Source organism: Nocardia sp. NPDC050718 (assembly GCF_040654235.1).
In the GTDB taxonomy this organism is placed as follows: Bacteria; Actinomycetota; Actinomycetes; order Mycobacteriales; family Mycobacteriaceae; genus Nocardia.
In genome coordinates this window covers 70,726-88,707 of sequence record NZ_JBFAHQ010000011.1, presented here as the reverse complement: position 1 = coordinate 88,707, position 17,982 = coordinate 70,726, and the positions used below count along the sequence as shown (strand labels likewise).

Annotated in this window: 19 protein-coding genes; 10 read left to right on the top strand and 9 right to left on the bottom strand. The window is 70.4% G+C overall.

Features of this window, described 5'->3' with window-relative positions; all coding sequences use genetic code 11:
* Positions 1 to 68 precede the first annotated feature (68 nt).
* Positions 69 to 620, top strand: a complete 552-nt coding sequence (locus AB0H54_RS31750; RefSeq protein ID WP_357350469.1) for a TetR family transcriptional regulator — start codon at positions 69 to 71, stop codon at positions 618 to 620.
* Here AB0H54_RS31750 and AB0H54_RS31745 read toward each other — a convergent pair.
* From AB0H54_RS31745 to AB0H54_RS31730, 4 genes are read right to left on the bottom strand one after another with little or no spacing between them, the layout of a single operon-like run.
* A complete protein-coding gene (locus AB0H54_RS31745; RefSeq protein ID WP_357350467.1) occupies positions 613 to 2,055 on the bottom strand; it encodes a gluconate:H+ symporter in 1,443 nt (480 codons plus the stop codon). The genes AB0H54_RS31750 and AB0H54_RS31745 overlap by 8 nt on opposite strands.
* 11 nt (positions 2,056 to 2,066) lie before the next feature.
* Positions 2,067 to 2,708, bottom strand: a complete 642-nt coding sequence (locus AB0H54_RS31740; RefSeq protein WP_357350465.1) for a bifunctional 4-hydroxy-2-oxoglutarate aldolase/2-dehydro-3-deoxy-phosphogluconate aldolase — start codon at positions 2,706 to 2,708, stop codon at positions 2,067 to 2,069.
* Positions 2,705 to 4,321, bottom strand: a complete 1,617-nt coding sequence (locus AB0H54_RS31735) for a D-aminoacylase (RefSeq protein WP_357350463.1) — start codon at positions 4,319 to 4,321, stop codon at positions 2,705 to 2,707. The genes AB0H54_RS31740 and AB0H54_RS31735 overlap by 4 nt, the downstream gene beginning before the upstream one ends.
* Before the next feature lie 9 nt (positions 4,322 to 4,330).
* Positions 4,331 to 5,608, bottom strand: coding sequence for an amino acid deaminase (locus tag AB0H54_RS31730; protein WP_357350461.1), 1,278 nt, complete (start codon positions 5,606 to 5,608; stop codon positions 4,331 to 4,333).
* Between the two features lie 154 nt (positions 5,609 to 5,762).
* On the opposite strand from AB0H54_RS31730, the gene AB0H54_RS31725 reads away from it, so the two are divergent.
* The 4 genes from AB0H54_RS31725 (at position 5,763) to AB0H54_RS31710 (ending at position 8,271) form a co-directional block, all read left to right on the top strand.
* Positions 5,763 to 6,806 (top strand): sugar kinase, encoded by a 1,044-nt coding sequence (locus AB0H54_RS31725; RefSeq protein WP_357350459.1) that lies wholly within the window; start codon positions 5,763 to 5,765, stop codon positions 6,804 to 6,806.
* Positions 6,803 to 7,573, top strand: coding sequence for an IclR family transcriptional regulator (locus AB0H54_RS31720; RefSeq protein WP_357350457.1), 771 nt, complete (start codon positions 6,803 to 6,805; stop codon positions 7,571 to 7,573). The genes AB0H54_RS31725 and AB0H54_RS31720 overlap by 4 nt, the downstream gene beginning before the upstream one ends.
* Before the next feature lie 5 nt (positions 7,574 to 7,578).
* Entirely contained in the window at positions 7,579 to 7,998 is a 420-nt protein-coding gene (locus AB0H54_RS31715) for a RidA family protein (protein WP_355281657.1), read from the top strand.
* A gap of 105 nt (positions 7,999 to 8,103) precedes the next feature.
* On the top strand, positions 8,104 to 8,271 hold the full coding sequence (locus AB0H54_RS31710; RefSeq protein ID WP_355281655.1) for a hypothetical protein: 168 nt from the start codon (positions 8,104 to 8,106) through the stop codon (positions 8,269 to 8,271).
* 10 nt (positions 8,272 to 8,281) lie between these two features.
* Here AB0H54_RS31710 and ppc read toward each other — a convergent pair whose 3' ends face one another.
* Complete coding sequence (gene ppc, locus AB0H54_RS31705) at positions 8,282 to 11,053, bottom strand: phosphoenolpyruvate carboxylase (protein WP_357350454.1); 2,772 nt, start codon at positions 11,051 to 11,053, stop codon at positions 8,282 to 8,284.
* A 72-nt stretch (positions 11,054 to 11,125) separates the two neighbouring features.
* Positions 11,126 to 11,689 (bottom strand): sugar O-acetyltransferase, encoded by a 564-nt coding sequence (locus AB0H54_RS31700; RefSeq protein ID WP_357350452.1) that lies wholly within the window; start codon positions 11,687 to 11,689, stop codon positions 11,126 to 11,128.
* 80 nt (positions 11,690 to 11,769) lie between these two features.
* Between AB0H54_RS31700 and AB0H54_RS31695 the strand changes: the two genes are divergently transcribed.
* The 5 genes from AB0H54_RS31695 (at position 11,770) to AB0H54_RS31675 (ending at position 16,478) form a co-directional block, all read left to right on the top strand.
* The gene (locus AB0H54_RS31695) at positions 11,770 to 11,991 is read left to right on the top strand and encodes a hypothetical protein (RefSeq protein WP_357350450.1); all 222 of its coding nucleotides are present in this window, start codon (positions 11,770 to 11,772) and stop codon (positions 11,989 to 11,991) included.
* A 45-nt stretch (positions 11,992 to 12,036) separates the two neighbouring features.
* The gene (locus AB0H54_RS31690; RefSeq protein WP_357350448.1) at positions 12,037 to 12,663 is read left to right on the top strand and encodes a TetR/AcrR family transcriptional regulator; all 627 of its coding nucleotides are present in this window, start codon (positions 12,037 to 12,039) and stop codon (positions 12,661 to 12,663) included.
* A 91-nt stretch (positions 12,664 to 12,754) separates the two neighbouring features.
* On the top strand, positions 12,755 to 14,140 hold the full coding sequence (locus tag AB0H54_RS31685) for a lipase family protein (protein WP_357350446.1): 1,386 nt from the start codon (positions 12,755 to 12,757) through the stop codon (positions 14,138 to 14,140).
* Positions 14,141 to 14,319: 179 nt separating this feature from the next.
* Positions 14,320 to 14,946, top strand: a complete 627-nt coding sequence (locus AB0H54_RS31680) for a hypothetical protein (RefSeq protein WP_355281639.1) — start codon at positions 14,320 to 14,322, stop codon at positions 14,944 to 14,946.
* The gene (locus AB0H54_RS31675; protein WP_357350444.1) at positions 14,943 to 16,478 is read left to right on the top strand and encodes a hypothetical protein; all 1,536 of its coding nucleotides are present in this window, start codon (positions 14,943 to 14,945) and stop codon (positions 16,476 to 16,478) included. The genes AB0H54_RS31680 and AB0H54_RS31675 overlap by 4 nt, the downstream gene beginning before the upstream one ends.
* Before the next feature lie 21 nt (positions 16,479 to 16,499).
* Here the strand turns inward: AB0H54_RS31675 and AB0H54_RS31670 are convergent, their stop codons facing one another.
* The 3 genes from AB0H54_RS31670 to AB0H54_RS31660 are packed head-to-tail and all read right to left on the bottom strand — an operon-like array spanning position 16,500 to position 17,954.
* Positions 16,500 to 17,066 (bottom strand): ATP/GTP-binding protein, encoded by a 567-nt coding sequence (locus AB0H54_RS31670; RefSeq protein ID WP_357350571.1) that lies wholly within the window; start codon positions 17,064 to 17,066, stop codon positions 16,500 to 16,502.
* Positions 17,067 to 17,088: 22 nt separating this feature from the next.
* Positions 17,089 to 17,529 carry a DUF742 domain-containing protein gene (locus AB0H54_RS31665; protein WP_357350442.1) on the bottom strand — a complete coding sequence of 147 codons (441 nt, stop codon included), beginning with the start codon at positions 17,527 to 17,529 and terminating at the stop codon, positions 17,089 to 17,091.
* A complete protein-coding gene (locus AB0H54_RS31660) occupies positions 17,526 to 17,954 on the bottom strand; it encodes a roadblock/LC7 domain-containing protein (protein ID WP_355281632.1) in 429 nt (142 codons plus the stop codon). The genes AB0H54_RS31665 and AB0H54_RS31660 overlap by 4 nt, the downstream gene beginning before the upstream one ends.
* Positions 17,955 to 17,982: the final 28 nt, after the last annotated feature.

Below are 17,982 nucleotides of genomic sequence, written 5' to 3'. Positions count from 1 at the left end.
CCGTACTACCGCCGTAGTGCCGAACACTATGGCTGTAGTACGTGTCACTACAGCAGTAGTATTGCCGGGTGGCCACGAAACGCGAACAGATCCTCGACGCCGCCATCGACGTGCTGGGCACGCGCGGGCCGCGGGCGCTGACCCACCGCGCGGCCGACGACGCGGCGGGTGTTCCCAACGGGTCGGCCTCCAACTACTTCCGCACCCGCGAAGCCCTGCTGATCGGCATCGCCCATCGGCTGGAGGAACGCGATCGCGCCGACTGGGCGGCACTGAACCACCTGCTCGGCCCCGCCACGATCGAGCATCTCGTCGAGAGCCTCGCCCGGTTCGTCCTGCACGCCACCGGCCCCGATCGGGCGCGCACCCTCGCCAGGTTCGCGCTGTTCGGCGAGGCACAGACGATGCCCGCGCTGCACGAATCGTTGCAGCGCGGGCATCATCGGCTCCGGGACTGGGCGATCGAGATGGCGGCGGGCGTCGGGATCGCCCCCGGTGACACGACGATCCTGGTCGACTATCTCGACGGTGTCCTCGTGCACCGGCTCGGCGGTGCGGGAACCGACACCGATCCCCGCATCGCGATCGGCAGGCTGGTCGGCGCGCTGACCGTCAGCTGACGATCGCGAACAGCACCGCCGCCACCGCGAAACTCACCACGGACAGCACGGTTTCGAGCACCGTCCAGGTCTGCAGGGTCTGCTTCACGGTCATGTTGAAGTACTTCGCGATGATCCAGAAGCCGCCGTCGTTGACATGGCTGGCGATGATCGAGCCCGCCGCGATCGCCATGGCGATCAGCGCGATCGACATCTGCGAGTAGCCCTGATCGGTCACCAGCGGCGCGACGATGCCGCCGGTGGTGACGATGGCGACCGTCGCCGAACCCTGCGCCACCCGCAGACCGCAGCTGATCAGATACGACAGCACGATCACCGGCAGGCCCGCCGCGGACATGGTGTCGGCGAGCGCGGTGCCGATGCCGGTCGCGGAGATGACCTTGCCGAAGAAGGCGCCCGCGCCGACCACCAGCAGCACCATGCCGACCGGCTTGAGCGATTCGGCGGTGATGGTGCTCAGTTCCTGCACCGACGATCCGCGCCGGATACCGAGCAGGTAGAACGCCACCAGCACGGTGATGAGCAGCGCGACCGCCGGCGTGCCGAAGAAGGTGAGCACCTGCAACAGGGCCGAATCCTGGTCCAGCAGCTGGTAACCGAAGGTCGCGCCGAGGATCAGCACCAGCGGGATCGCGATGATCGCGCCGATCAGGGCGACCGATGGCGGCGACTTCGTCAGCACGGCCGTGCCGCCGGAACCTTCGGCGCTGTCACCAGCAGTCGCCCCGTTCGGCTCGAGCGGCACGAACTCACTGGGCACATCGACCTGCACGCGCTTGCCGATCCAGGTACCCCACACGATGCCCGCGGCGATGAATCCCGGGATGCCACAGACGAATCCCATGATGATCAGCCAGCCCAGGCTCACCCCGAGCAGACCACCCAGCGCGACCGGACCGGGGTGCGGCGGCAGGAACGCGTGCGTCATCGACAGCCCGGCCAGCATCGGCATGGCGTAGAGCACCAGCGAGCGTCCGCCGCGCTTGGCCGCGACATAGACCAGCGGTGCGAGGACGAAGATGCCGATGTCGAAGAACACCGGGATGCCGAAGATCAGGCCGAGCAGGCCCATCGCGACGGGAGCGCCCTTCTCGCCGAACGTCTTCAGCAGTTTGTCGGTGAGCACGTCGGCGCCGCCGGATCGTTCGAGGATCGCGCCGAGCACGGTGCCGAGACCGATGATCACGGCGATGTGCCCGAGGATTCCGCCGAAGCCGGTTTCCAGCAGTGATTCACCGGCTTTCAGTGGTGTGCCGACGATCTGGGAGACCGGGAGTCCCGCGGCCAGCGCCAGCAACAGACCGGTCAGCAGCAGCGCGACGAACGGCTCCAGTTTGACCTTGATGATGGCGATGAGTAGCACGGCGATCGCGAGACCGCACAGCACCAGCAACCCGGGGGTGGTGGTGCGCAACCAGTCGACAGTGGCGCCCATGGGGATACCTCTCAATCAAGCGAATGGACGAAGCGTGCGGCTTGAGAGCCGATGTGGGACCAGCGCGAATTCGCGACGTCCAGGGGCGCGACCACCTCGGTGCCCGCGGTGACGGCGATCGCTCCCGCCCGCAGGAACTCGCGGGCATTGTGGGAGTTGACGCCGCCGGAGGGGATCAGGAACACGTGCGGGAAGGGACCGAGCAGGTCCTTCAGATAGGCGGGCCCGAGCGCGCGCGCCGGGAAGATCTTGACCGCGGCCGCGCCCAGCTCGACCGCCGCCAGCACCTCGGACGGGGTGAACGCGCCCATCACGACCGGAATCCCGTGCGCGACAGCGACGTCGGCCACCTCGGGCCGCAGCGCGGGCGTCACCAGGAACTTCGCGCCCGCCTCGATCGCGGCCTCGGCCTGATCGCGCCGGGTCACCGTACCGACGCCGATCACGGCGGCGCTCACCGCCGAGGCCTTGCGGACGGCGTCGAGCACGCCGAGGGTGGTGAAGGTGAGCTCGACCGCGCGGATGCCCGCGCCGGCCAGGGCTTCGGCGAGCCCGACCGGGTCGGGGATGTCCGGCGCCCGCACCACGGTGAGCGCGCGGTCGGCGCGGATCACCGCCATCGCCTCGGACGACGAGCTCTGCAGCGGGTTCATCGGGTCTCCTCTCGGGTGGCGTCCAGCCGCAGCGCGCGACCGGCGCGCACTCCGGTCGCGCTGCCGTTCTCCAGCGCGAATTCGCCGTTGACCAGCACGTGCTGGATGCCCTGTGCCTGTTGTCGGGGATCATCGAAGGTCGCGGTGTCGTGGATCGTCGCCGGATCGAAGACGACCAGGTCGGCAGCGTGACCGGGGCGGATCAGGCCGCGCTCGGCCAGCCGCAGCCGGGCGGCGGGCCTGCCGGTGAGGTGGTGCACGCACTCCTCCAGCCCGAGCACACCGAGTTCGCGGACATAGCGGGACAGGTAGCGCGGGAAGGTGCCCCAGGCGCGCGGATGCGGCCGGGCGCCCACGAGCAGACCGTCACTGCCGCCCATATGGCCCGCGTCGACCATGATCGCGCGCACGTTCTCCTCGTGGCCGACGTGCTGCAGGATCGTGGTGGCCAGCTGATCCCGGCGCAGCAGCTCGAAGAACACCTCGACCGGCGCCCGGTGCGCCGCGTCGGCGATCTGGGCGACGGTGCGGCCGACGTAGCCCGCCAGCGCGTCGTCGCCGACGCCGCTGATCTGGATGGTCTCCCATTCGACCGTGACCCCGTGACACCCGTCGGAGCCGTTGACGTTCACGTCCGCGGTGATCCTGGCGCGCTCGGCGGCGTCGTCGAGCCGGGCCAGCGCGGCGTCCGGTCCGCCCGACATCGCCCAGCTCGGCAGCAGCGCCGACAGCGTGGTCGAGCCGGGCAGGTACGGATAGGTGTCGAGGGTGATGTCGCAGCCGTCGGCCCGGGCCTGAGCGACCATCGCGAGGAATTCCGGTGCGCGCCCGCGGTTCACGCCGAAGTTCATGGTGGCGTGGGTCAGGTGCAGCGCGCAGCCGGTGACCTTCGCCAGCCCCATCATCTCCGCGTAGGCCTCCAGCGCGCCCGCGCCGTAGGAGCGGGTGTGCGGGGCGTAGAAGCCGCCGTAGGAGGCCACGACCGCGCACAGCGCGGCCAGCTCACCGGTGTCGGCGTACATGCCGGGGGTGTAGGTGAGCCCGCTCGACATGCCGACCGCGCCCTCGTCGAGCCCCTGGGCCAGCAGCGCGCACATCCGGTCGATCTCGGCCGTGGTGGCCGGGCGCTGCTCGGTGCCGACGACGAGCAGTCGCAGCGTGCCCTGCGGCACCAGGTAGGCGGCATTGGGCGTGATGCCCTGATCGAGCCGGTCCAGGTACTGCCCGACCGTGCGCCAGGAGAAGTCGAAGCCGGCCGGATTGCCGTTCCAGCCGGCGATCTGCTTGCGCACCACCGCGAGCGCGGCGTCGTCGATCGGCGCGTAGGACAGGCCGTCCTGGCCGATCACCTCGGTGGTGACGCCCTGGGTGATCTTCGGGAAGTGGTCGGGGTGGGTCAGCAGGTGCAGGTCCGAATGCGCGTGCATGTCGATGAAGCCGGGGCTGAGTACCGAACCCGGGTGTGCCGGAACCACTCTCGCGGTCCCGGTGTCGATCGATGCGGGTGCGGCCACCTCGGCGATGCGCCCGCCACGGATCAGGACGTCGCCGCGAACGCGCGGGTCACCGGTGCCGTCGACGATGTCGATGTCACGAAACAGTAAGTCGGTCATGGTCATCGGTCAGAAGTAGGTGCGGATCAGGTCGACAACGCGCGGGTGCCGTGCCGCCGCGTCGTCGATCACCGGGATGAGGCGCCACTTGTCGAACGCCGTGCACGGGTGCGACAGCCCGAGCCGCACGATACTGCCGACCGGGAGATCGGCGGCGTCGGCGCCGGGCAGCCGCAGGAAGGTGTGCTGATCGTTGAGCGCGCTGACGTGCGCGCCCGCGGGCAGCGCGCCGCCGACCACCAGCTGCGGCACCGGCAGCCCCTCGTCGAAGGGGAAGTCGCGCTTCCCGCCGTCGAGCAGCGCCAGTTCCGGTTCCGGCCGCGAGACCACGCGGGCCCAGCCGTGCATCGCGGCCCGCAGACCGGGGTCGACGGCGGGCGCGGCCAGCGGCGAGATGCCGGCGTAGAAGCCGTCGTCGTGGACGAGGTAGGCGCCGCTGCGCAGCACGACCGTCGTGTTCGCGTCGGCCAGCCCGGCCAGTTCCGCGACGACGAGTTCGGGATAGGCGCTGCCGCCCGCGGTGACGATCGCCGGACCGGCGTAGGCCCCGGCCGCGGCGAGTTCGGTGTGCAGGGCGGCCAGTTCACCGAGGTAGTCGCGCACGGCCGCGACGCCGGCGCTGCTGCGATCGTGGGCCAGCGCGCCCTCGTACCCGGCGACACCGGCGAGGGCGAGCCGGTCGCTGGCCCGCAGCGCGGCCGCGACGGCGTGGCCTTCGACGCGGGTCCGCGCGCCCGTGCGCCCGTGCGGGCCGCCGAGTTCGACCAGGACCCGGACCCGGGGGCCGGGCGGGGTGTCGCGCAGGACCTTGTCCATCAGCTCGACGGTGGCGACGCTGTCGGCCCAGCAGAAGAACTCGAACCCGGCATCGCGCGCTGATTCCGCGGCGACCCAGGTCAGGGCGGCCGGATCGACGAGCGCGTTGGCGAGCATGATCCGCCCGACGCCGAACGAGCGCGCGACCTGGGCCTGCCAGCCGGTGGCCAGCGTGATCGCCCACGACCCCGCCGACAGCTGGTCGCGCCAGAGCTGCGGGGCCATCGTGGTCTTGCCGTGTGGTGCCAGCGCGACGCCGGCGGCCGCGGTCCAGCGCGCCATCAGCGCGATATTGGCGTCGAGCAGCCCGCGGTCGAGGGTGAGCAGCGGGGTTTCCCACCGGTCCAGTTCCGGTGCGTCCGCGAGATATTCGCGCACGGTCCGGCCCCAGGCCGCGGGCGGCACGCTCTTGTCGCGCGGGCCGATCGCCTCGTCGGCGAGCGCGTCCACGACGGCGTTGTCGATCGTCACAGCATCCCTTTCCCTCGAGCGACCGGGAGTCACCCGGCCGCTCGGTCATATCGGGTAAACATTGCATGATGTGCAACGCTGGTTGCATCTAATGTTTCTGCTCGTTATTGTGCATCCCAGAGGCAGTGACCGCAACCACGAAAGGGCGAAAAAGGTGACCCAGGCAACATCGGTGCCGCCCAGAGCGGTCACCGTGGGCGAGGGACTGGCCGTGCTCGTTGCCCGCCCCGGACCGCTGGAGCAGTCCCCGCACTTCGACCGGAGCGCGGGTGGCGCCGAGGCCAATGTGGCCACCGTGCTCACCCAGCTCGGGGTCGCGGCGGCGTGGCTGTCCCGCGTGGGCGACGACGGCTTCGGGCGCTATCTGGTCGCGCAACTGGCGGCCCAGGGCGTCGAGGTCGGCGCGGTCGCCGTCGATCCGGACCGGCCGACCGGGCTCTACGTCAAGGAACGCGGCAGCGGGTCGGGCGCCGCCCACGACCTGCCCGCGCACGCCAGCCGGATGCACTACTACCGCGCCGGGTCCGCCGCCAGCGCGCTGTCGCCCGCCGATCTCGCGACCCGGACGGCCGCCGCCCTGCTCGACGACACCGACCTGGTGCATTTCACCGGCATCACCCCGGCGCTGTCGGAGTCGGCCAACCAGCTGACCCGCACCCTGCTCGCCCTGCCCCGGCGCGGCCGGCTGGTCAGCTTCGACCTGAATTACCGCCCGGCACTGTGGGGTTCGCGGGTCGACGAGGCCGCCGACGAACTCGCCGCCCATGTCCGCGGCGCCGACGTGGTGCTGCTCGGCGCCGACGAGGCCGAGGAGCTCTTCGGCACCGGCGATCCGGCCGCGTTGCGCGCGCTGTTCCCCGAGCCGGCCCAGCTGGTCGTCAAGAACGACAAGCACACCGTCACCGGATTCGACGGCGACACCGTGGTCGAGGTGCCCGCGCTGGCGCTCGAGATCACCGAGCGGATCGGCGCCGGTGACGCTTTCGCCGGCGGCTACCTCGCCGCCCTGCTGCACGACGCCGACCCGCGCACCCGGCTGCGCTACGGCCATCTGTGCGCCGCCGCCGCGCTCACCGCCACCGGCGACGCGGCGAAAATCCCTCCGGTACAGGACATCCGGCGACTCGCGCAGCTGCCGGACGCAGACTGGGCCGGGCTGCGCTATCCGGACGCACTGGATGGGACGATCAGGCCATGAGTCAAAGCGTGTCGCGCGCCCTGTCCATCCTCATCGCCCTCGGCGAGGACTCGCAGTCCCTCGACGAGCTGGCCGGGCGGCTCGGTGTGCACAAGTCGACCGTGCTGCGCCTGCTGCAGACCATGCAGGCGGAACGATTCGTCGTGCGCGACAACGCCCACCGGTACTCGCTGGGCACCCGCATGTTCGAACTGGCCAGTCACGCGCTGGAGAACCGCGATGTCCGCACCGTCGCCCGACCGCACCTGAGCGCGCTGGGCGCCGCCACCGGACAGACCGTCCACCTGGCCGCCTACGAGTCCGGCGACGCCGTCTACATCGACAAGGTCGATGCCGAGCAGGCGGTCCGGATGTACTCGCGGATCGGCAGACCCGCGCCGCTGCACTGCACCGCGGTCGGCAAGGTGCTGGTCGCGGCCCTGCCGCGGGCCGAGTGGCGCGCGGTCGCCGCGCGGCTCGACTACCACCCCTTCACCACCCGCACCCTGCGCACGCCCGAGCAGTATCTGGCCGAGCTGGAACTGGTCGCCGCGCAGGGCTTCGCCGAGGACCACGAGGAACACGAGAGCTTCGTCAACTGCATCGGCGTGCCGGTGCGCGACGGAATCGGCGCGGTGGTGGCCGCGGTGTCGGTCTCGGTCCCCGACGTGCTGCTCGACCACGATCAGGTGCTGGCGCTGTTGCCGCAGGTCAGGGCGACCGCCGACGCCATCTCCACCGAACTCGGCTGGGCCCCCCGCCGAGACGTCACCGCGAGGAAAGGCTGAACTCCATGGCTGCCGAGAAGTCCGTCAAGATCGCCGTGCGCACCACCGACGCGCCCGCGCCGGCGCACACCTTCTCCCAGGGCGTGCGCAAGGGCCCGTTCGTGCAGGTCTCGGGCCAGGGACCGGTCGACCCGGCGACCAACGAATACCTGCACCCCGGCGACGTCGCCGCGCAGACCACCCGCACGCTGATGAACGTCAAGGCGATCGTCGACGCCGCCGGAGCCACCTTCGACGACGTGGTGATGCTGCGCGTCTATCTCACCAAAAGGGAGGATTTCGCGGTGATGAACGAGGCGTATGGTGAATTCGTCACCAAGCACACGACCGGTGACGTGCTGCCTTCCCGCACCACCGTCTTCACCGGCTTGCCGCGCGCGGAGATGCTGGTCGAGATCGACGCCATCGCCGTCGTAACGGACTGAGCCACAACGTTTCCGGTGATGTCTCCGACATCACGCACCACCCCGTGTTGAGATGGGGCGGCCCCTTCCGGGGGCTGCTCCGCCCGTTCTACCCGAGGATCTGCCATGTTCGCCAAGATCGCCCGCCCGCTCGCCGTCGCCGCCGTCGCCCTCTCCGTCACCGCCGTCGGCGCGGGTACCGCCTCGGCCGCCACCGCCGAGCCCGTCGTCGGCTCGGTCGCCGTCTGCATCGGCATCCCGGTCGGCCCGGTGACCGTCACCTTCTGCATCTAGCAGCTAGCGGCTAGCCGGAGTTACGCAACGCGGTGGCCAGGCCGTTCATGGTGAGCAGGATGCCCCGCTTCACCAGTTCGGAATCGTCACCGCCGCGCAGCCTGCGCAACAGATCCACCTGCAGCTGATTGAGCGGTTCCAGGTAGGGGAAGCGGTTGTGGATCGACTCCGCCAGGGACGGGTTGTCGCTGAGCAGTTCCTCGTGGCCGGTCACGGCCAGGTACATGCGGATGGTGCGGGCGTGCTCGTCGCGGATCATCCCGAAGATCTGCGCGCGCAGCGCCGGGTCCTCGACCAGGTCGGCGTAGCGGGCGGCGATGTCGAGGTCGCTCTTGGCCATCACCTGGGCCAGGTTCGACAGCACCGTCCGGAAGAACGGCCAGCGCTGGTAGAGGTCGGTGAGCCGGGCCAGCCGCTGCGGATCGTCGCCGACCCAGTCCGCGAGCGCGGTGCCGGTGCCGTACCAGCCCGGCAGCATGACGCGCGCCTGGCTCCAGGCCATCACCCACGGGATCGCGCGCAGATCCGACACCGAGTTGGTGGGTTTGCGCGAGGCCGGGCGGCTGCCGATATTGAGGTCGCCGACCTCGGCGACCGGGGTGGACTGCCGGAAGTAGGCGACGAAGCCCGGGGTGTCGTGCACCAGGCGCCCGTAGGCCGCGCGGGCCCGGGCGGCGAGCTCGTCGAGCAGCTCGTAGGCCGGTTCGGCATCCTCGCCCAGCCCTTCCACGTCCAGCAGCGTCGATTCCAGGGTGCCCGCGATCAGCGACTCCAGATTGCGGTGCGCCGCACCCTGTTCGGAGTACTTCGCGGCGATCACCTCGCCCTGTTCGGTGAGCCGCAGCGAGCCCTGCACCGCGCCCGCCGGCTGGGCCAGGATGGCGTCGTAACTGCGCCCGCCACCGCGGCCGACGGTGCCGCCGCGGCCGTGGAACAGCCGCAACCGGATGCCCGACTTGCGCGCCACCTCGACCAGATCCAGCTCCGCCCGGTACAGCGCCCAGTTCGCGGCCAGGTACCCGCCGTCCTTGTTGGAGTCGGAGTACCCGAGCATCACCTCCTGCCGCATCCCCGCCGCGGCGACCAGTTCGCGATACACCGGCACGTCCAGCACCGCCGCCAGCGTCGCCGCGCCGGCACCCAGGTCCTCGATGGTCTCGAACAGCGGCACGATGCCGACCGGGCTGCTCGGCGCGCCCTCGGCGGTACCCGGATCGAGAATGCCCGCTTCCTTGAGCAGCAGCGCCGCCTCGAGCATGTCGCTGACCGAGGTGCACATGCTGATGATGTAGTTCGGGATGGCGGCGGCGCCGAAGGTATCGATCACCTCCTTGCCCGCGCGCAGCACGCCCAGTTCCTTGGCGGCGAGCTCGCTGAGCTGCGCGTGCGGACCGAGCAGCGGTCGGCGGGTCCGCAATTCGTTCGCCAGCAGCTCGACCCGCTCGACCTCCGACAGGCTCGGGTAGTCGGCGTGCACGCCCGACCAGGCCAGCAGTTCGGTGACGACCTGCTCGTGCACCTCGGAGTTCTGCCGCATGTCCAGGGCCTGCAGGTGGAAGCCGAAGGTCTCGATGGCGTGGCGCAGCGCGGCGAGCCGGTCGTCGGCGAGCAGGGCGTCCCCGCCTGCGCGCAGCGAGAGGTCGACCGCGTCGAGATCGTCGAGGACCGCCTGCGGCGTGGCGTATGGCGCGGCGCCCCCGTCGAGACCGTGCTCCGGCAGGGCACCGAGCGCCCGTAGGGCGGTGGCGCTGAGCCGGGCCCGGATCGCGTGCAGCGCACGGCGATACGGCTCGTCGGCGAAGACCGCCGGGTCGGGATAACCGGCCTCGGCGAGCGCGGCGACCGCTGGGCTCACCTGGACCAGCCGGGCCGACAGCGACAGCGTCTTCTCCAGCTCGACCAGCTCGTCCAGGTACCGGCCGAAGGCGTAGGCGGCGGCCTGCTCGGCGGCGGTGTGCACGACTTCGCCTGTCACATAGGGATTTCCGTCGCGGTCGCCGCCGATCCAGGAGCCGGGGCGCAGGATCGGGCGCGGCAGCAGCTCGGCCTCGGGCCAGCGGTACCGCAGCGCGGCGCGCACCTGCGCGTTGATCGCCGGGATGACGTCGTAGAGGGTCAGGTCGTAGTAGCGCAGCCCGACCGAGATCTCGTCCTGGATCCGCAAGCGCGCCAACCGGATCAGCGCGGTGCGCCACAGGGTGAGCACCTCGCGGCGGATCCGCAGTTCGGACTCGTCGAAGCCGGGATCACCGGGTTCGAGCCTGCGCCGCAGCCGCATCAGCTCGGTGATCTTGGCCTGCACGTCGAAGACGGTGCGCCTGCGGGTCTCGGTCGGGTGCGCGGTGATCACCGGGGAGACCAGCGCGTCGGTGAGCAGTTCGGCTACCGTCGCGCCGTCGAGGGCGGCCGCGTCGAGCTTGTCGTAGGTGGCGGCCAGCGAGGAGTCCTGTGGCGGCTCCCCCGCCGAGACGTGCGCGGCGCGGCGCCGGTCGCGCTGGATGTCCTCGGCGAGATTGGCCAGCAGCACGAAGTAGCTGAACGCCCGGATCAGCGGAATCGCGATCTCGGTGGGCGTGCCGTCGAGCATGTCGGCGACCGCGCTGCGTTCGACCTCCTCGCGGCGCACCCGGAACGCCTCGGTGCGCACCCGCTCGATCAGGTCGAAGACCTCGGGACCCTCGTGGTCGCGGATGGTGTCACCGAGGATGCCGCCGAGAAACCGGATGTCCTCGCGCAGCGGCCGGGTGGCTTCCTGCTCCTGCACGGTTCGCGATTCGCCCATGGAAAGACAGTATTGCCGCCGTGGCCGTCCCGCGACCCGGCGACGCGCCCCGGCCCACCACGATGCCCGAGGTCACACCTCCAGCGACCGGATCACCCGCGCCGGGTTGCCGGCCGCGAACACCCGGTCGGGCAGATCGCGGGTGACCACGCTGCCCGCGCCGACCACCACATCGTCGCCGATGGTCACGCCGGGGCACACGATCACCCCGCCGCCGAACCACGCGTTGTTCCCGATCCGGATCGGTGCCGCGGATTCCCACCGCTGCCTGCGCTTCTCGTGATCGTCCATCGGGTGCAGGGCGGTCAGCAGCTGGCAGCGCGGCCCGATCGAGCAGTCGTCGCCGATGACGATCGGCGCGCAGTCGAGCAGGATCGCGTCGTAGTTGAGGAAACTGTTGGACCCGATCTCGACGAGATAGCCGTAGTCGCACTGGAACCGGGGCATGATCCAGGAGCCCTCCCCCAGCTTGCCCAGCAGCGCACCCAGCAACTCGGTCCGGCGGTCGGTCTCGTCGGGGCCGGTCCGGTTGAACTCGTCGCACAGGCGTTGTGCCCGTTGCCGTTCGGCCACCAGCTCGGGATCGCTGTCCTTGTAGAGCTGCCCGCTCACCATCCGCTGCTTCTGCTCGCCCATGACGCCGAGTGTAGGGGCGGACGACGGCATGCCATTGTGCGTCGACGGGCGGATCGTCAGCGTTGATCAGCATGGTGTCGATGACGCATCTGTACGTGCAGGTCATCGCGGTCGCCGTCGGGCTCGGTGTCTGCATCCCGCTGTTCGGGCTGATCTTCGACACGCTGTGGGCACTGGCGGCCGACTCTGTGCGCGGCTGGCTGGCCCGTACGCCACGGCGGATGGCCGCGGTCGGCGGCACCAGCGGCCTGATGATGATCGGGCTGGGTACGTCGCTGGCCTTCACCGGACGCAAGGACTGACCTCCGGCGATGCCGCGGCAGCGCCGCGAAAGTAGGGTCGGTGTCGTGACAACAGCGCGGACCCGGCACAACTACACCGGCACCTCGGTCGCCGAACGGCAGATCGAGCGCCGCGCGCTGTTCATCGAGGCCGGGCTGACCGTGTTCGCGGAGAAGTCCTATGCCAACAGTTCGCTGACCGACGTGTGCGCGGCGGCGGGACTGTCGCGACGGCAGTTCTACGAGCAGTTCGCCGGACGCGAGGAACTGCTCGTCGCCGTCTACGACTCGGTGCAGGGCAGGGCGCGGGAGGCGGTGGCGGCGGCACTGGCGGCGGCCGAGACCGACGACCTGCGCGCGCTCATCGACGCCGCGGTCCGCGCCTACACCAGGGCGATCACCGACGATATCCGGTGCGTCACCGTGGCTTTCGTGGAGATCGTGGGAGTGAGCCCGGCGATCGAGGCGCATCGCGCGCAGGTCAGGGACCAGTGGGGCGAGGTGGTCGCCGCGATCGCGCAGGGGCGCGAGGGCGTGCGGACCCCGCCCGGCGGCTGGCGGGTCGCGATGGCCGCCTTCATCGGCGCCGTCAACGGCGCGGTGCACCAGTGGAGCATGGACGACCCACGGCCACCCGTGGACGAGCTCGTCGATGTCTTCTCCACCCTGCTCAACGCGCTGACCGCCGCGTAGCCCGACCGCCGATTGCGATCTACACCACACCCGTGCCATAGTAGCCGTCATTGAGACGAAGGCGTCTCAATTCACGTGAGGACTGTGCACGATGAGATCTCCCTTCGCTCTGCGATGGATGGCCCTGGTCACCGGCGCGCTCGCGGCCGCGACGGTGCTGGTGGCCGGGCCGGTCGCGGCCGAACCGGCCGCCGTGGCGCCCGCGCCGGTGATTCCCCTCCCGCCCGAACTCGATCCGGGCTTCTACCTGCCGCCCGCCGAGGTCGTGGCAGCCACGGCGCCGGGCGCGATCATCGCCGTCCGGCAGGTGCGCGTCGCCGATTTCGGCCTGCTGCCGATCGATGTCGACGCCTGGCAGGTGTCCTACCGCTCCAACAACAGCCGCGACGAGGCGATCCCGGCGGTCGCCACCGTGATCAAGCCGCGCGGCCAGGCGCCCGCGCCGCGCAAGCTGCTCTCGGTGCAGCTGGCCGAGGACTCCACCGCGGGCTACTGCGCGCCGTCCTATGCGCTGCAACATCTTTCGGTGGCCCCGCTCGCGGGCCAGATCGTGGTGCCCGCCGAATTCCTGTTCGCCCAGGCCGCGCTGGCGCAGGGCTGGGCCGTCGTCGTGCCCGATCACCAGGGCCCGAACTCGGCCTACGCGGCCGGTCCGCTGGCCGGGCGGATCACCCTCGACGGCATCCGCGCGGCGACCTCGTTCGCGCCGCTCGAAGTGGGACCGACCGCGCCGGTCGGCCTCTACGGCTATTCCGGCGGCTCGATCGCGACCGGTCACGCCGCCGAGCTGAAGGCCACCTACGCGCCCGAGCTGAACATCGTGGGCGCGGCCGAAGGCGGAGTGGGCGCCGATCTCGGCGCGGCGCTGAGCATGGCGAACAACCAGCTCACCTCGGGCCTGGTCTTCGCGGCCGTCCTCGGCCTCACCCGCGAGTACCCGGACTTCGCCGCCTATCTCGACCAGCGGCTCGATCCACTCGGCAAGGGCCTGTCCGCGATCAAGTCGCCGCTGTGCGTGCAGTACCAGTCGGCCCTGCTGCCGTTCCTGAACCTCACCGGCATGATCGGCTCCGACGGCAACCCCCTGGACGACCCGCCGGTGGCGGCGATGCTCGACGACACCCGCATGGGCAAGTCCACCCCCGATATGCCGATGTTCGTGTGGCATTCCGCGTGGGACGAGATCCTGCCGCTGGGCGCGACCAACACCCTGGTCGACACGTACTGCCGGGACCCGAAGACCTCGCTCACCTACACCCGCGACCACGCCAGTGAGCACGTCGTCGCCGAGGTGGTCGGCGGTCCGGCGGCGCTGCTGTGGCTGCGCGACCGGCTCGACGGCGTCCCCGCCCCGACCGGCTGCACCATTTCCGACGCGGGCACCATGGCCGCCACGCCGGGCGCGCTCGGCTTCCTCGGTGACACCCTGGCGGCGAAGTTCGCCACCCTCTTCGGCACGCCGCTGGGCAGCCGCTGAGCCGACGCCGGGTGCGGTCGACTCGGCCCGCGCCCGGCGGAATCCCTTGGGGCGAGGGAACCTTCACCCTCCAGCACTGACCTCCCGCGCACCGACGAATTCGGCGATACAGGTTGACGTTCAATGTTGATTTGTATCATACTCGCCCAGTTCGTCGATCATGAGCAGGAGGTGCCCCGGTGACCGACAACGCACGGGCAGCGCTGGAGATTCTTCGCGATGCGGGGCAGTTCAAGTGGTATGTCATTCCGCTCTTACTGCTGGTCATCTACGTTTACTCGGTCGAGGTCGAGCGCAGAAACTGGAACGTGCTGTTCGCCGGCCTGGCGCTGTGGGGCATGGACTGGTTCAACGAGATCTGGAATTCGCTGGTCTTCCACGTCACCGACCGGGCGCCGGTCTGGGGCGCGAGCGGGCCGACGGCGTACCAGATCCTGATCGGGCTCAATATCGAGATCTGCTTCATGTTCGCGATCATGGGCGTCGCGGCGGCGAAGATGCTGCCGCCCAAGGAGACCCGGATCTTCGGGCTGCCGAACCGGCCGGTGCTCATCGCGGTGAACTCGGCCGCGGCGGTCGGGGTCGAAGTAGTGCTGAACAAGGCGGGCGTGCTCACCTGGGACTGGTCGTGGTGGCAGCCGGGCTTCCCGTTCCTCATCTGGATCATCGGCTACGTGCCGTTCTTCGCCGCGTGCTTCTACGTGCACGACCTGCCCAGCGTGCGGAGTAAGGCGCTGGTGGTCGGCACCATCTTCGGCATCGACGCGATCGCGCTGATCGTCTTCGGCGCGGCGGGGTGGCTGTGAGGGGCGGGCACGCCGTCCGGCGTGGCGCGCTGCTCGCGGCGACCGGACTGGTGTTCGCCGCGGTGACGGCACCCTCGGCGACCGTCGCCGACCCGGGCTGTCTGCCGATCGGCACCGTCGGCACGCCGGAGGTGACGGTCGACGACTCCACCGCGGGCCTGGCCGACTTCGCCCCGGCGACGGTCGCCCTGCCCGACCAGGTGTACTTCCGCTCGACCACCGAGTCGTTCAACCGGCGCTGGACCTTCGCCACCCGTGACGGCGCGGTGTACGTGAAAGAGGCCGCCGCCGTGGGCGGTTGGCGCACCGTGGCGCTGCCGGGCTGTCTGGCGGGCACGATCTCCGGTGTCTCGGCCGACGACGACGAAGTGATGATGATCGACCGCGACGGCCGGTTCATCACCATGGATCACGCGCTCAGCGCGCCCAGGGACTGGAACTGGAGCAGCCGCTACGGCACGCCGCTGTGGACCGGGCCGGGCAATTCGCTGCCGCCGGGGACGCTCACCTGGTCGTGGTCGGTGCTGTCACCCACCGAAGATCACGTCTGGACCGACACGGCGGGCAACGAGCATCCGGTCGGCGGGGCCAAGGTGTCGCACGTGTTCGCCCTGACCCACGGTGGTCAGCGGATCCAGTACGTCGATCCGTGGCTGCCGGTGGACCACAGCTACGAGATGGGCATGCCGCTGGGTGGGCGCTTCCAGGCGGTGGCGCTGTCGACCAGCGCGTCGACCTCGCTGGTGGTCAACCGGTTCGGTGACTTCTACACGCGGCTCTACGATTTCGACATCTCCGGCGCGGACAAGGTGTTCTTCCGCTACTCCTACGAGGACCAGCGGGGGCTGCCCGAGGCGCCGGACATGCTCGCCGAGCGCGTCGACAGCCGGTACGCCGCGATCCAGCTGCCCGCGCCGGACTGGGTCGCCCAGCCGAAGGTGCCCGGCGAGATCACCGACCGCATCTCCGTCCACCGGACCGCGCCCGGCTCGGCCGCGCGCGAGCTGCGGGTGGAGGGCCGGGACGGCGGGCGCACCGGCTACTGGCGCAAGACGCTCACCGATTCCGCGTGGTCGTTCGTGCCCACCGATCAGCCGCTCACCGGTGCGGCACTGGAGAATTCGCCGATCAGCCGCGCGACGGAAACGCTCGGACCGGCCTCGCCCTACGACTATCTCGGCGCGTCGTCCCAGGGCTGGACCGCCCAGGTGCGTTCCTTCGACCACGCCGTGTCCCCCACTCCCCTGCGCGTCGACTTCACCGACGGCACCGGCGTCGACCTCGTCCTGCACACCGTCGACGGGTTGCGCCAGACCCCGCAGCAGCCCGGTATCACCGGTCAGCCGCGCGTCTTCGACGGCACGATCGAGGTACCCGAGCGGCTGCTGGCCACGCTCGACACCCAGCCGGTCGCGGTGCGCGATTTCGTCCGGAACACCCTGGGCGGCAACCGCTTCACCGACACCTCCGTCGAGGTCACCGACCGCGCGTTCCGCCTGGCCCGGTGGGACCTCACCCTGAATCGACGCTGATTCCGGGCACCGGGCGGTGGGTCAGCTCACCTCCCGGTGCCGGGGCTGGACACGATGCAGCAGGACCTGTTCGAGCAGGGCGACCAGGACATCGCGGACCGAGTCGCGGTCGCGCGCGTCGCAGTCCAGCACGGGGATCCAGTCGTCGAGGCCGAGGGCTTCGCGGACCTCGGCGAGGTCGAAGTGGGTGGCGTCGGCGAAGCGGTTGACCACGACGACGAACGGGGTGTCGTGCTCCTCGAAGTAGTCCAGCACGGGGTAGCAGTCCTCGACCCGGCCGGTGTCGACGACGATGACCGCGCCGAGGGCGCCGTCGACGAGGTCGTCCCAGAGGAACACGAAACGGTCCTGGCCCGGGGTGCCGAACAGGTACAGGATCAGCGACTGGTCCAGGGTGATCCGGCCGAAGTCCAGCGCGACCGTGGTGGCGGTCTTCTCGGCGCGGCGGCCCGGGTCGTCGACGCCGATCGATACCTCGGTCATCGACGCCTCCGTCACCAGCGGCTCGATCTCGGAGATGGCGCCGATGAAGGTGGTCTTGCCGACGCCGAAGCCGCCGCTGACCACGATCTTCACCGACGACGGCATCGCCGGTGCGGCGGTACGGAATTCAGAGTGCGCGAACAAGATCCCTGATCCTCTCGATGGCGGCGGTCGACAGTTCCGGGGCGTCGCGAACCGACACGTGGCCCGCCGCGGCCAGGTCGCTGACGATCACCTTGGCGATGCCGACCGGAACGCGCAGGGCGGCACCGATTTCGGCGATGGAGTGCGGTCGCAGGCACAACTGCACGACGGTGCGTTCCTCGAACCGCAGCGGCGCCGACAGCGCGGACGGCGGTGCCTGCACGAGAGTTTCGATGCGCAGCCCGTCCAGCACCGGGACGGTGCGGCCCGCGGTGACCACGAACGGCCGCACGAAGCGGTCGTCGACGTCGTCGACGTCGGTGGGCGCCACCGGCACCGGCGGTAGCTCCTCGCGCCAGCCGGTCGGGCGGTTCATCGGGATCATGCGCGGATCGGGCAGCCGGGGACGATCGGGATCTCTCATCTGCGCAACGACTCTCGCAGTTCGCCGATCAGCCGCGGGTCGAGCAGCGAACCCGCGCGTTCGGCCAGCACCGCCATCTCGTAGCCGACCAGGCCGACATCGCAGCCACCGTCGGCGATCACCCCGAGGCAACTGCCGTCACCGAGCGCCGAGACCAGCAGGAAGCCGCGCTTCATCTCGATCATGATCAGCTTCAGGCCGTCGAAATCGTAACTGCGCGAAGCACTGCGGGCGAGGCTGGACAGGCCCGACACCATGGCGGCCAGCCGGTCGGCGCCGGTGCGGTCCAGGCCGTCGGACATGGCGATGAGCAGCCCGTCGGAGGACACGGCGACGGTGTCGCGCACGCCGTCGGTGTTGCGGACGAAGTTGCCGAGCAGCCAGTTGAAGGTGTGGGGATCGGCGGTCGGTAGATGGGTGGTCACCGGGAGCTCCTGTGGTCGGGTCCGATCG